Source organism: Neobacillus sp. OS1-2 (assembly GCF_030915505.1).
GTDB lineage: Bacteria > Bacillota > Bacilli > Bacillales > Cytobacillaceae > Neobacillus.
Genome location: NZ_CP133265.1, coordinates 2,196,238 through 2,210,441 on the forward strand (window position 1 = coordinate 2,196,238; position 14,204 = coordinate 2,210,441).

12 protein-coding genes are annotated in these 14,204 nt (G+C 43.3%); 7 read left to right on the forward strand and 5 right to left on the reverse strand.

The window, feature by feature from the left end; genetic code table 11:
• Nucleotides 1-78 precede the first annotated feature (78 nt).
• The 3 genes from RCG19_RS10845 to RCG19_RS10855 all read right to left on the reverse strand — a co-directional run bounded on the left by RCG19_RS10845 (nucleotide 79) and on the right by RCG19_RS10855 (nucleotide 1,406).
• Nucleotides 79-390 (reverse strand): type II toxin-antitoxin system RelE/ParE family toxin, encoded by a 312-nt coding sequence (locus RCG19_RS10845; RefSeq protein WP_308110784.1) that lies wholly within the window; start codon nucleotides 388-390, stop codon nucleotides 79-81.
• Nucleotides 383-790 carry an AbrB/MazE/SpoVT family DNA-binding domain-containing protein gene (locus RCG19_RS10850; protein WP_308110785.1) on the reverse strand — a complete coding sequence of 136 codons (408 nt, stop codon included), beginning with the start codon at nucleotides 788-790 and terminating at the stop codon, nucleotides 383-385. Before RCG19_RS10850 ends, RCG19_RS10845 begins: the two co-directional genes overlap by 8 nt.
• A 235-nt stretch (nucleotides 791-1,025) precedes the next feature.
• The gene (locus tag RCG19_RS10855) at nucleotides 1,026-1,406 is read right to left on the reverse strand and encodes a MerR family DNA-binding protein (RefSeq protein WP_308110786.1); all 381 of its coding nucleotides are present in this window, start codon (nucleotides 1,404-1,406) and stop codon (nucleotides 1,026-1,028) included.
• Nucleotides 1,407-1,500: 94 nt separating this feature from the next.
• Between RCG19_RS10855 and RCG19_RS10860 the strand changes: the two genes are divergently transcribed.
• Nucleotides 1,501-3,114 (forward strand): acyl-CoA dehydrogenase family protein, encoded by a 1,614-nt coding sequence (locus tag RCG19_RS10860; protein ID WP_308110787.1) that lies wholly within the window; start codon nucleotides 1,501-1,503, stop codon nucleotides 3,112-3,114.
• A 68-nt stretch (nucleotides 3,115-3,182) separates the two neighbouring features.
• On the opposite strand, the gene RCG19_RS10865 is transcribed toward RCG19_RS10860, so the two are convergent.
• Nucleotides 3,183-4,427 carry an aminopeptidase gene (locus tag RCG19_RS10865; protein WP_308110788.1) on the reverse strand — a complete coding sequence of 415 codons (1,245 nt, stop codon included), beginning with the start codon at nucleotides 4,425-4,427 and terminating at the stop codon, nucleotides 3,183-3,185.
• Between the two features lie 189 nt (nucleotides 4,428-4,616).
• On the opposite strand from RCG19_RS10865, the gene RCG19_RS10870 reads away from it, so the two are divergent.
• From RCG19_RS10870 to RCG19_RS10895, 6 genes are all read left to right on the forward strand, one after another.
• Nucleotides 4,617-5,195, forward strand: coding sequence for a hypothetical protein (locus RCG19_RS10870; protein WP_308110789.1), 579 nt, complete (start codon nucleotides 4,617-4,619; stop codon nucleotides 5,193-5,195).
• A 78-nt stretch (nucleotides 5,196-5,273) separates the two neighbouring features.
• Nucleotides 5,274-6,929, forward strand: coding sequence for an FAD-binding dehydrogenase (locus RCG19_RS10875; protein WP_308110790.1), 1,656 nt, complete (start codon nucleotides 5,274-5,276; stop codon nucleotides 6,927-6,929).
• A 244-nt stretch (nucleotides 6,930-7,173) separates the two neighbouring features.
• Nucleotides 7,174-8,238: a pyruvate dehydrogenase (acetyl-transferring) E1 component subunit alpha gene (gene pdhA / locus RCG19_RS10880; protein ID WP_308110791.1), complete on the forward strand. Its 1,065-nt coding sequence runs from the start codon at nucleotides 7,174-7,176 to the stop codon at nucleotides 8,236-8,238.
• Entirely contained in the window at nucleotides 8,238-9,218 is a 981-nt protein-coding gene (locus RCG19_RS10885; protein WP_308110972.1) for an alpha-ketoacid dehydrogenase subunit beta, read from the forward strand. Before pdhA ends, RCG19_RS10885 begins: the two co-directional genes overlap by 1 nt.
• A 21-nt stretch (nucleotides 9,219-9,239) precedes the next feature.
• On the forward strand, nucleotides 9,240-10,523 hold the full coding sequence (locus RCG19_RS10890; protein ID WP_308110792.1) for a dihydrolipoamide acetyltransferase family protein: 1,284 nt from the start codon (nucleotides 9,240-9,242) through the stop codon (nucleotides 10,521-10,523).
• Nucleotides 10,524-10,564: 41 nt separating this feature from the next.
• Nucleotides 10,565-11,971, forward strand: coding sequence for an FAD-binding oxidoreductase (locus RCG19_RS10895; RefSeq protein ID WP_308110793.1), 1,407 nt, complete (start codon nucleotides 10,565-10,567; stop codon nucleotides 11,969-11,971).
• A gap of 61 nt (nucleotides 11,972-12,032) precedes the next feature.
• On the opposite strand, the gene RCG19_RS10900 is transcribed toward RCG19_RS10895, so the two are convergent.
• Entirely contained in the window at nucleotides 12,033-14,141 is a 2,109-nt protein-coding gene (locus tag RCG19_RS10900) for an MMPL family transporter (RefSeq protein ID WP_308110794.1), read from the reverse strand.
• Between the last annotated feature and the right edge of the window lie 63 nt (nucleotides 14,142-14,204).

Here is a 14,204-nt window from a genome sequence, read left to right on the forward strand (position 1 = left end):
TTGCGGGGAATGTCCTTCATCGACGTTATGCGTGGACATTTCTTTCGGTTTTCACAGAAAAAGACCGGTTCCCCAGCCTTACAAATTCAAATATCGTTTTAAATCATCGTAAAAATTCTCACGTGGCCCCATTAGAACAATGAGAACCACGTCACCGTTTTCATTAAGCTCCAGCTTATAACATAACTCATAATTGGTACGCATATGGCTGATATCAAGAGAACTATATCCTTTTAAATCTCCTTTTTTCGGCTCCCCCACATTCGGATCCAGACGAATCGCCATAATGCCAGCCAACATTTTTTCATATAAAGTACGATCAGTTTTTCTTATCCTTTTTAAAGTCTTTGCTGCTCGATCACTTAATACGTATGGTAGCACCTCATTCATTTTCTTCGTCGTCCTCCACTGAATCCAAGAAATCGTCCAAATCATTTGTTCCATTAAGAACTGGATTTTGCATAGCTTCTTTAGCCATACGATCTAAAGCATTAGGAATCTCAGCCTTAATGCGAGTAAAGTGGAAAATTAACTCCTCCCCACTATAACCTTTACGGACAAGATCTTTTAAAATATCCTCTGAAAAATCGACAACTTCATATTCAGCCGGACGAATAATTATTTCTTTCCCATTAAATTCAATAAAAGCTTCATCAGATAAATTCAAAGCATCATAAAAATCTTTTGGGATATTAATTTGGCGCTGCCTGGACACTTTCACACGTCTAATCGGCTTTCTATTCATCTCACTCATGGTTTCTCTTCCTTTCGGTAAAGTAGCTAATACCATAAGTTATTCCCCCTTTTCAAAAAAAAACACAATTTCTTTAAAATTTTATAATTTTATTTCTTTATTTCTTTATTGTATGGCCAAAATTGGACAATTACAACTAAAAAAGACTGCCAAATTTCGCAGTCCTTCATGATCTGAATCGGTTCCACAGCAAAATTCCTTAATCCTTTTTCACGGTATCCTGGACACTCCGAGCCATCGGCTTTATGTGTTTTCTTTAGACCAGTATTTCTCACCTTTTTTGTAAATACCTCACCTTATGAGCAATGATCTCATCTCTTAACATTTCCAATTGTAAAATCTGATCATTGATATCCTGAATTTTTCGGTCAGCATGCTGGATGATTCTTTTCTTCTCTTCTTCACCCTCAGGATTTGCTTCATACAACTCAATCATTTCTTTTATTTCTTGCAAGCTAAAGCCGAGGTTTTTGCCGCGGAGAATCATTTTTAACCTTCTTCTTTCTTGAGTTGTATAACTTCTTTGCTTGGTTAAGCTGTCGCGTGTCTCTGACGTTAGCATTCCGACTTCTTCATAGTAACGAATGGTTCTGGAGCTGACATCAAACATGGTTGCTAGTTCGCTTATTGAAAAAAGACGTTCCTCTGACATTATTTATCCTCCTAGTTGACGTTAACGTTAACATAACATTATAATAATTCTGAATAATCCATTTTGTCAATTGAAAAGAAGGAGTGATTAGTTGATGAGCCTTACTTCCCAGGACACGGAAACTAGAGGGAAAAACACCTACACCTTTGATGAATTCGTAGAAAAGCGTGAAAATCTTGATTGGTATCGTGATGAACCATTTTTGCAGAAAGCAACGGAAAAATTCACTGGTATGGAGTTTGAACAAATTCATGAAAAAATTCTTTCCTTTTCACCAACGGTTTCCTCCAAATGGAATCATTTAGCTGCACAAAGTGCAAGGCCGGAGGTCCGCCCTCACATGCTACACTATGATGCGTTTAATCATAGGATCGACAGAGTGGTTCGTCCACCGGAAACACATCAATTAGAAAAAGGAGTATTTGGTGAAGGGCTGTTTTCTAGTCAAATGCCGACTTGGGAAAGTTTTGTGAAACGAATGTTAATTCATCAATTGGGAGAAGCGGGGGTTACATGTCCCTTAACATGTACCCATGGCTTAATTGCTCTACTCGAAGAATTTCCGAATGAGGCACATCCAGAACTCCATGAGATATTAATGCAGACAAAAGAGGGGGCTAACGGCGAATTTGCCATTGGTGCCCAGTTTATGTCAGAAATTCAGGGCGGCTCTGATTTACCTGCTAATCTACTAGAAGCCGTGCCGGATGGAAAAAACTATCGGTTATATGGGAATAAATTCTTTTGCTCGGTGGCCCATGCCGATTATTCCGTGGTTACCGCAAAGATTTCAGGGTCAAATAAGGTATCCACTTTTATTGTTCCTTCATGGCTTCCAGGGGATAAAGAAAAGGAAAAGAGAAATGGATATCAAATTAACCGGATTAAATGGAAAATGGGTACTGCGGAGGTTCCGACAGGTGAATTTCAATATAATGGTGCCCTTGCCTATCCAATCGGTCCAAAAGATAAAGGGATAGCCGTGGCAGTGGGAATAGTTCTGACGTTGTCCCGTCTTGAAATTGGCATTGCCTGTGCCGGATTTATGCTCCGTGCATCAAGAGAAGCAAATCTTTATAGTGAATTCCGTTCCGTTTTTGGCAAAAAGATAAAAGACTATCCACTTGCAGCCAGCAAGTTAATGCAAATAGAAAATGCGGCACAGCGTACAACAGCAGGTGCCTTTAAAATTTATGATCTCTTCCTGCGACTTGAAAAGCCACTCAATCCCGGACTAAAATCAGACCACCCGCTTGAAACCAGAAAGCAATTATTTAATCTACGGGAACTAATTTTATTGCAAAAAATTGGCGCTACCAAAGAGGGAGTAGAAATAGTACGTGAGGCTATCTCAGTGTTTGCCGGTCATGGCGTGATGGAAGAGTTCTCCGCGCTTCCACGGATATTTAGGGATGTCGTCGTAAACGAACAATGGGAAGGACCACGAAACCTCTTATTAACCCAGATTTATCGTGATATTAGTAGAGTAGCTGATTGGTATCCTCCGTCTGATTTCGTTCGTCATGTTCTTGAAGGAGCCTCTCAAGAAACCATTCAAGCCTTTTCGGAACAGCTTCAAGACCTGCTGCAACGACCGGTTCTAGGCGAAGTAAGTGAGGGGTCCATGGAAGCAGCAATCGAATGGGATACATTTTGCAGTGCCTTCTTCAAAGCCTATCAGGAAGTGGCAGTATCGGAGATAAAGTAGGTGGAAGCAGGGGGGATGGTTCTTATGCTTCTGAAGCATAAGAACCGTCCCCGCGCTTCACGCGCTTCCTAAAACGCCCAGTCCCCATTACGGAAGATGGGAACAATGGTGCCGTCTTGCTTAATGCCATCGATATCCATTTGGTCAGAACCTATCATGAAATCGACGTGTACGGTGGAAGTGTTCATGCCGTGCTTCAATAGTTCCTCTTGACTCATCTTTGTGCCACCCTGAATGGTAGTCGGATAAGCTGATCCGATGGCTAAGTGATTGGAGGCATTTTCATCAAAAAGGGTATTGAAGAAAGTAATTCCGGATTGTGAAATAGGTGATGGATCTGGTACTAGGGCCACTTCACCCAAGCCTGTACCGCCTTCGTTATCAAAAACCAACTTCTTAATCGCCTCATCGCCCTTTTCAGCAGAAATATCCACGATTTTGCCATCCTTAAAATGAACCTCAATGCCTTCGATTAATGTCCCGGCATAGCTTAACGGTTTGGTGCTGCGAACCACACCATCCATGCGATGGGTATCAGGCGCCGTGAAGACTTCCTCCGTCGGCATGTTAGCAATAAACTCTTCCCCTTTAGGATTATAGCTCTCTGCACAGGCCCAAATGTGGTTCTTTGGTAAACCTAACGTTAAATCCGTACCTGGAGCTGTATAGTGAAGGGCATCAAATTGGATTTCATTTAGTTTCGCCGCTTTTTCATTCAATGTTTGTTTATGGTCATCCCATGCAGCAATTGGGTCATCTGCATAAACACGGGAGGTTTTAAAGATTTGATCCCATAAGGCATCGACCTGTTCCTCAGAAGATGATAAGTCCGGGAACACTTTTGCAGCCCAACCTGCACCGGCAGCGGCAGCAACAGTCCATTTCAAATCATCATTTTGTGTGGCAATACGCTGGGCACTGAATGCTTTTCCAGCTATATTTTGATAGGCACCGATTTTAGCGGGATCGACTTCATTTAGTAATCCAGGATCACTTGAGACAATCGATAGACGACTTACTCGATGATTTAACACATGGTCTTCGGATTCATGAATTTCGTATTCAGGAATGGTCGTCAACACTTCTACAGGTTGATGTAAGTAATGCAGCTTGCTGATTTCATCATCAGACCATTTAACGATTACTTTTTCTGCCCCTAACGTATATGCCTCTTGGGTGATATAACGAGCTAATGGAGCTTGATCCACAGTAATCGTCATTTTTACCCAATCACCGGGCTGAACGTTGATTCCTTTTGCTACTAAAAGTTTTGCGTATTTTTGTAAGTTTTCATTAAAATTTGGCAGGACCATTTTTTAACCCCCAATAGTTTTTTCCTTACTAACATACCATACTTAAAAGTATCTTCAAAATTATCAAACTTCATGAAACTAGGTTGCATCAAAAGAATAGAATACGTGTTTTAATACCTTTGTGGGATCTGGTAAAATTATGTAAATAGAGGTGATGATAGTGAATGAGACGCAAAGGGTACAAAAAATATGAAGGAAAAGCTGGTTTATATCAGAGCAAAGTCGGATCAAGTGCCTCCCCTATCCCAGAGAGTAGTAAGAGTATTGTGGGTATTTTTATTGGGTGCCTTATTGGGCCTGTCTGCAAAATTAATAGGAACTTACTCAGTTTTTGGGGTAGTCGTAGCATCAATCATAGCCATGCGAAGTCGTTCGCCTAAAGTCGCAGCATTACACGTATTTGTCTTTTTGACTGCAATGATTAGTACTTATTATATATATTCGATGGTGTTGTTAGGATTTTCACCAAAGGATGATCTTATCTATTGGAGCGGTATTGCCTTGCTTTCGCCGCTAGCCGGTTATCTGGTGTGGTACGCCAAAGGAAATGGCTGGCGGGCCGCGTTTTGTGCGGCTTTACCTATTAGTATGCTCTTGGTTAAGGGCAATACCTTTTTCTATACTTTTTCAGTTTCCAGTGGACTTGCTGTTTTCGGCGCTGTTTTACTATTTAGTATTTTACCCGCTAATCATTTTCAGCGCTTACGTATGCTGCCGATGGTCACTTTGTTATTTTTCTTATTGGAGTGGTTAGGAGTACCTTTTTAATTGTATAATTATCTAAAAAGTCAGTAATTTCTGGTGAAAAAATAACAAGTACATGATAATGGATGGGGGATTTGTCCTGTGGAATTTGATGTCATCGTAGTAGGGGCCGGGCTTGCGGGGTTAGTAGCGACAGCGGAGATTGCCGATGCCGGTAAAAAGGTTTTGCTGTTAGATCAGGAACCTGAGGCATCCATGGGCGGACAGGCATGGTGGTCCTTCGGTGGTTTGTTCCTAGTTGATTCACCGGAACAGCGGCGAATGGGAATAAAAGATTCGAAAGAATTAGCATGGCAGGATTGGGTAGGAACAGCTGGTTTCGACAGGGAATTGGATGAAGATTACTGGGCGGTAAAATGGGCGAAGGCATATGTAGATTTTGCCGCAGGGGAGAAACGTTCATGGCTATATGATATGGGAGTGCGCCTTTTTCCAGTAGTAGGATGGGCAGAACGTGGCGGTTATCTTGCCGACGGACATGGAAATTCAGTCCCGCGCTTCCATATTGTTTGGGGAACGGGGCCAGGCATCGTGGCACCGTTTGAACGGAGAGTCCGGGAGCATATGAAAAAGGGATTAGTCGAATACTGTCCGCGACATCGGGTTGACGATCTGATAAATCGTAACGGGGCAATTGTTGGTGTGAGCGGTTCTGTTCTTGTCCCAAGTTCTGCTGCCCGCGGTGAGGCCAGCAGTCGAGAGGTGGTTGGAAACTTTGCCTATCAGGCACAAGCCGTGCTGGTTTCCAGTGGTGGTATAGGTGGCAACCATGATCTAGTCCGCAAAAATTGGCCTAGTCGAATGGGGAAGCCCCCAAAACAGATGATTTCAGGTGTACCCGCACATGTGGATGGAAGGATGCTTGCCATTACCGAAGAAGCAGGCGGTCGAATGGTAAACCGTGACCGTATGTGGCACTATACCGAAGGAATTAAAAACTGGGATCCTGTTTGGGCTAATCACGGGATTCGAATCCTTCCAGGGCCTTCATCAATCTGGTTAGATGCACGAGGCAATCGTTTCCCTGCACCCAATTTTCCTGGGTTTGACACATTAGGAACGCTTGAAGCGATCCAAAAGACAGGCTATGACTATTCATGGTTTATTTTAACGCAGAAAATTATCGAAAAGGAATTTGCCCTTTCCGGTTCGGAACAAAACCCGGATCTAACAGGAAAAAGTATTCGAAAAGTAGTAGGCAGAGCGCTGCCTGGGGCATCTGGTCCTGTAAAAGCATTTATGGACAAAGGGGAAGACTTTATCATTGAAGATAATTTGAGCGATTTAGTAGCCGGTATGAATAAATTGACAGGAGAAAACCTGTTAAATTTCTCAGAAATTGAGCGCCAAATAAAAGCACGAGATCGCGAACTGGAAAATAAATTTACGAAGGATCTTCAAATAACAGCAATCCGGGGTGCACGGAATTATCTTGGGGATAAACTAATCCGCGTCGCAACACCGCATAAAATTCTTGATCCGAAAAATGGACCTTTGATTGCAGTCCGTTTGCATATCGTAAGCCGAAAAACGTTAGGCGGCTTGCAGACTGATTTGTCGGGGCAAGTTCTTAATGCTACAGGAGATCCAGTTCCAGGTCTGTATGCGGCAGGAGAAGCATCGGGGTTCGGTGGCGGTGGAGTACATGGATATCGTTCACTTGAAGGCACGTTTGTCGGCGGCTGTCTTTTTTCGGGAAGAGTAGCCGGTCGGGCAATAGCAAAAAAGCTCCTTTAGTTGTGTATAAAAACATCTCCTTGCGATTATCATCCAAGGAGATGTTTTTTGTCCTAATCATGAAATAATAGCTCAATTAGTGTCACAAGAGTAGCCGCTTATTAATAGAGCTCAGGAGAGAACAGGAAAAACGGTATAATTTCTGAACCTTCTGACATTTCATTGACATCGCTATTAAGGAAAATATATACTATTGACATCATGTCAATTTTCAGAAATCCAATTCGAATATGGAGGGAAATCTATGTGGTTGGAACCTAATGAAACGGTAGTCGAGAAAATTCAGTACCTGGATGAAAACGGGAAGCTTACCGGTGAAAGTCCGGACGTAAAGGATGAGGAACTGATTAACTTGTATAAATGGATGATTCAAGCGAGATCGTTTGATCAACGAGCCTTAAAATTGCAGCGTCAAGGGAGAATCGGTACGTATGCCCCCATGATTGGCCAGGAGGCGGCACAAATTGGCAGCGCTTTCGCTTTAGAAAAACAGGATTGGGTCTATCCTAGCTACCGGGAAGTCGGTGTCAGTTTGGTCCACGGAGTCCCAATGGAGAATTTTTTCCTTTATACCATGGGACATCTCAAGGGCACGGCATCTGAATCAGCCAATGTTTTCCCTGTGCAAATTATCATTGGGGCCCAGTGTCTACATGCTGTCGGTGGTGCCTGGGCAGGAAAATACAATAAGGAAAATAGTGTAAGTGTCGCCTACATTGGCGACGGCGGCACTTCCGAGGGCGATTTCCACGAGGCGTTAAATTTTGCCGGTGTCTATAAACTTCCAGTCGTCTTTTTCGTTCAAAACAATCAGTGGGCGATAAGTGTACCGATTTCAAAACAAACGGGCAGTGCCTCGATTTCCCAAAAAGCAGTAGCGTATGGCATTACCGGGGTTCAAGTGGATGGTAATGATGCACTTGCCGTTTATTCTACCATGAAGCAGGCACTTGAACGTGCTCGCCAGGGAAAACCTGTATTAGTGGAGGCTATTACATACAGACAAGGGCCGCATACGACGGCTGATGACCCGACCAAATACAGGGATAGTGGTGAGCTAGAGAAATGGCTGGCAATGGATCCACTGAAGAGAATGAAAGCTTTTCTCATGGAAAAAGAAATCTGGAATGAAGAGCTGGAACAAAAAGAATATGAATGGGCCGACAAAAAGGTTTCAGAGGCATTTGAACTCGCTGTCAACACACCAAGAAGCAAGGTTGAAGAAATATTTGGGTTGGTCTATGAGCAAAAGACAAACCAGCTTACAGAGCAGCTGAACTCCATTCCAACAGAGGGGGTATTGAAGTGATGACCACAATGACGATGATTGAGGCGATTAATTTTACCTTGAGAAAGGAAATGGAAAGGGACCAGCGAGTCATTTGCATAGGTGAGGACATTGGCAAAAACGGCGGGGTTTTCCGTGCCACAGATGGCCTGCAGGCGCTATTTGGGGAAGAACGCGTTGTCGATACGCCAATCGCAGAGTCGGCCATTATTGGAGCTTCCGTTGGGATGGCAAGCAGGGGGTTACGTCCAGTCGCTGAGATTCAATTTTTTGGATTTATTTACGAAGCGATGGATCAGATGGTGGCACAGGCTGCGAGACTTCGATTTAGGTCTGGTGGTGTATTGCAGGCACCAATGGTCGTCAGGGCACCATTTGGTGGAGGAGTAAGAACCCCGGAACTCCATTCTGATAGTTTAGAAGGTTTGTTTTTGCATTCGCCTGGGATGAAGGTGGTTATGCCAAGTAATGCCTATGATGCTAAGGGATTATTAACGGCGGCGATTCGTGATAATGATCCGGTATTATTTCTTGAACCAATGAAGCTTTATAGGGCTTTCAAACAAGAAGTACCGGAGGAAGATTATGTGATTGAGATAGGAAAGGCTCGTGTGTTAAAGCAAGGTGAAGAGTTAACGATCATTACTTGGGGACCAAGTGTACCGCTTGTCAGTAAGGTAGTCGAGCAATGGGAAAAGCAGACAAATACAACTGTTGAAATAATTGATGTAAGGACGATTTCCCCAATCGATGAGGAAACGATTCTGACTTCCGTGCAAAAGACTGGGAGGGCGATCATTGTTCATGAAGCAGTGAAAACCGGGGGACCAGGCGCCGAGATCTCCGCGCTCATCAATGAAAAGGCATTATTTCACCTAACGGCACCGATTATTAGAATAACTGGTTTTGATACCCCTTATCCGGTACCGTCGGTGGAGGATGAATGGCTGCCTAATGCCAACAGAATCATTCAAGGCATGAAGGAAGTATTTTCGCATTAAGGAATAGGAGATGCATAAGGAATGGCATACGAATTTCGATTACCTGACATAGGTGAAGGATTACACGAAGCGGAAGTCCTTACTTGGTTCAAAAACGTCGGCGACCAAGTAAAGGAAAATGAAAATCTAGTAGAAATACAGACGGATAAAGCGGTTGTAGAAATTTCCTCACCTGTAGGTGGAACCATTCAATCCTTTGGAGCAAAAAGTGGTGATGTGGTTAAGGTGGGCGAAATCCTTTTTACCGTTCTTGAAAATAATCACCGAGTGGAGGCGATTACCCCCCTCCCACAAGAATCCTCACCCCAAAATTCCACACAGCAGTGGTCAATCAGTCAACAGGACGGAAGACAACCTACTCAAGCCAACCTTTTACCGAAACAACGAGTCATAGCGGCACCGTCCGTAAGAAAACTGGCAAGGGAACTAGGGGTTGATATAACAGAAGTGACGCCGACAGGTAAGGCTGGCAAGGTAACGGAAGAGGATGTAAGATCCTTTGGCATCCGAGCTACTAAGGAGGTTGCCGTCGCGATCGCGTCAGCTACTCCAAAGGTTGTTTCTGCGCTACAACCGGAACAATTGTTGAAGGGGGAAGTGGTTGAAGAAATAAGGGAACCGATTCGGGGATTGCGGAAAAGAATTTATGAAAATATGACTCTTTCAAAATCAAAGGCTGTCCATTGCAGTGGCATGGACGAAGTAGTGATCACGAAACTGGTTGAATGGCGAAAACAGTTGCAGCACCATGCTGAAAAGGTGGGAGTCAAGTTGACGTATCTTCCGTTCTTTGTGAAAGCAGCTGCAAAAGCACTTCAACGCCATCCAATCTTTAATGCATCCGTTGATGATGAAAGGATGGAGATTGTTTATAAGAAACAAATCCATATCGGGATTGCAACGGCGACAGACGCGGGCCTAATGGTCCCTGTCATTAAACATGCGGATCAAAAAACAATTTTAGAAATAGCAAAGGAGATTCAAGATCTTTCGATTCGAGCCAGAGAAAGAAAGGTAAGGACTGACGAGCTCACAGGCAGTACTTTTACGATTTCAAACACAGGCGGAAATGGCGGCTGGTATGCAACACCGATTATTAACTACCCAGAGGTTGCCATCCTAGGCATACACAGTATTAAAAGGAAACCAATTGTCCAGGATGATCAAATCATCATTGGCGATGTGATGGGGATGTCCATTACCTTTGATCACCGCGTCATTGATGGTGCCCCAGCAAATGCCTTTATGACGGACGTTCACTCATTCATTGAAAACCCTGAGCTATTAATACTAGAGGGAAGGTAGAAAGGGTGTCAGGCACCGTTATTTTGGGAGGAGGTTCCACAGTGAAGCTTTATGATGAGTTGTTACGTATTATCGGTGATGGTGAGAGGGTTTCGATTAATCAGACGGTCTTGGAACAGCATAGTAAAGGGGTGGCATACCACACACCCGCAATGCCCGATATAGTTGTTTTCCCTATTTCAAAAGAAGAGGTTTGCAGGATTGTTCAGTTTGCCAATGAGCACTCTATTGCAGTAGTCCCATTTGGGGCCGGAACAAGCTTGGAAGGGCACATTATCCCTGTCAACGGAGGAATTACCCTCAATTTCACGCTGATGAATCAAATTCTCTCGATCAGGCCGGATGACTTTTTGGTCACAGTTCAGCCGGGTGTCACAAGGGATCAATTGAATCATGCGTTAAAGAAACATGGTCTCTTTTTCCCTATCGATCCCGGGGCAGACGCCTCCATTGGAGGAATGGCGGCAACGAATGCCAGCGGTACAAATAGTGTTAAATATGGAGTCATGCGCGATCAGGTGCTGGGATTGGAGCTCGTTTTGGCAGATGGTTCGGTTATTCGGAGCGGCGGTTATTCCTATAAATCATCGGCAGGATACAATTTAACTGGACTTTTCGTTGGATCGGAAGGGACATTAGGGATCTTTACGGAAATTATTCTAAAACTGCAAGGAATTCCGGAGGTTATCTCTGATGTGAAAGCAACATTCCCATCGATTGAAGCAGCTGGGAAAGCAGCTACGATGTTGCTAAAGGCTGGACTTCCAATTGGAAAAATAGAGTTAGTGGATGAAAAGACCATCAAAGCCGTAAATTCCTATAAAAACACAACCTATCGTGAGGAACCCACTTTGTTTATGGAATTCAGCGGCAACGGACCTGATGTAGCGTATAGCGTCGAACAGGCACGAGAAATTATCAGTGGTGAACAATCTGCCACGTTTGAATTTGAAAATGATTCCCTAAAGAGGGCCCAGCTTTGGGAAGCCAGGCACCATGTAGCCTTTGCTATTTTAGCAGCAAATCCGGGGATGGGGATGATGTCTACAGATGTATGTGTCCCACTGTCCGAACTAACCAGTGCATTAGCACATACTAGGAATGTAGTCGAAGAAGAGGGTCTCGATGCAGCCATTTTTGGGCATGTGGGTGATGGCAATTATCATGCGGTATTACCAGTGGATCCAAATAGTAAAGAACAACAGAAGCGCGTAGAGGAAGTCCATAAACAGATTGTCCAGTTTGCATTGTCCAAAGGAGGGACCTGCACTGGTGAGCACGGGATAGGTCTCGGCAAGAAAGCCTTCTTGCGGCAAGAACATGGAGATCTTTTACCGATTATGAAGGGGATCAAAGCATCCGTTGATCCGAACCATATTTTAAATCCCGGGAAGATATTTGAAGGGGTGTCTGTAACGTCTCAATTGAAGGGGCCAATCACTTCGTAAAGCAGTCATATAAAGAAAGAAAGGCAGCCAAAAAATTTGTGGCTGCCTCTCTTTATAGGTTCTATCTATTTTCACTAACCTTTTTATCTTTTTCCAATAAAACAATTAATCCAGGCAGCAGGACACCTCTAATTAAGAAGGTATCTAATAAGATTCCGACTGCAACAATAAAGCCGAAGGTAAATAACAGCTGGATCGGCTGGGTCATTAATACGGCAAAGGTGGCAGCTAGAATAATACCGGCAGAGGAGATGACTCCGCCTGTGTTTTTAACTGCAATTTCTACAGCATCCTTAACAGAATGCGTTGCCCTCTCTTCCTGGAATCTTGAGATGAGTATGATATTATAGTCGATTCCAAGGGCAACCAAGAAAACAAACGCATAAAGCGGAACCCTATTACTGATGGAATCAATATCAAAGATCAGGTTGCTCAAGAATGTCCCAAGCCCTAATGCTGCAAAGAAGGAGATTAAAATGGTACCCATCATGTAAATGGGCATCTTAACCGATTTTGTTAAGATAATTAACATTCCAAAGATTAAAATGGTCTCCAGCAGCACAATGACAATGACGTCCCGGTCGTTTACGGAACGATCATCCACTTTCGCTGCGGTTTCACCAGAAAAATAAAGCTTACCATCCACCTTGCTATCAGTGGTAATTTGTTTGGTGGAACCAATTATTTCTTCCAAGGCATCGATGGTTTTAATAGAATACGGGTTTCCGGCAAAAGTCAGACTATAATAAAGAACGGAATTATCCTCCGTTTTCCCGCCTAAGCGAACATCACTAACAAGCGGCTGTTCAGCCAATGTTTTTCGTAAACGTTCCTGTTGGTCAGCTGTTACTGAGGCAGTTGACTCGAATACAACGGTCGTTTGGGCTAAATCGCCAGGTTCAAACTTTTTCGCCAAAATTTCAAAGCCTTGGCGGGATGGCATATCTTCAGGGAATGATTTCATTGTGTCAAATTCAAACTTTAGATTAAATAAATTGCTTGCTGATAATAAAAGAATGATCCCGATTACAGCGACGGACAGACCAGGCTTTCTGGTAACGAAGCGGCCAATTTTTCCCCAAACAACATGTTGATTTACTGCGCGATTACCGACGCGGGGAACTTTAGGCCAGAAGGACTTTCTCCCAAATAGCGTAAACAAGGCAGGTACAAGAGTAATGGATGCCAGCATAATGACCAACATGGTTGTTGCAAAAGTTGGAGCAAAGTTCTGGTAGTCACCAAATTGAGCAAAAAATAACACAAGCATGGCGGCTAAAACGGTTCCACCTGAGAAGAAGACGGGCATGCCTGTTTCACGCATTGCTTCCTTCATCGCATCAAACTTACTTTCGTGGTTCGTGAGTTCCTCGCGATACCTGGAAAAGACAAATAAGGAATAATCAATCATCGCCGCAAATAAAAGAATCGACATAATTGAAATTGTCTGGTTACTCAAGACAAGCCCGGCCTTCCCCATGATTCCGAGGATTTGATTCACGACTTCATAGACAAAGACAGCCGCAAGAAGCGGAATGAATGCTAGTAATGGTGAACGATAGATTACGATTAATAGGATAAGAATTAAACCGACAGTTGATAAAATAAGGACAAGATCTGCACGAGAAAATAAATCAAGAGAGTCTGTTGCGATTCCCGCTGGTCCTGTTACATATAATTTGTATTCGGATGTATCTGCAATCGCCTTTTTGACTTTTGTCAATGACTCCTTAATTTCCTTATTTTCCAGCGAAGCATCGAAGGTAAGGGGAATCAAGGCCGTTGTTTTATCCTCTGATAGGAAACCAGCTGCAGCTTGTGGAGGTAGGGATGCGATGGGAATCATTTGTTCAATCCCAGCGATGTCGTTCCTCTTAACTTCATCTAAAATTTCCCCTAGTTTAGCAATTTCTACTTGGCCCTCTTTGGATTGAAAAACTAATATGGCCGGAGTTCCTTCATTATTAGGAAAATAGTGATCCATTTTCTTTTGAGCAATCACAGATTTCGCATCATCTGGTAGGGAATCAATTCTAGAAACCTCATAATCCTTTGCGCTCGGTGCAAACATAGCCAAAAGGATGGTCATAACTAGCCAGATGGATAAGGTAATCCACATCCCCCTTTTGGTTGAAACTCGATCGGTTATCGCTTGTAAAAATGATTTCATCTTTTTGATGCAGCCCCTCTCTTTATAAAAATTTACAAAGTAACGCAAATGTCACTTTTGGTA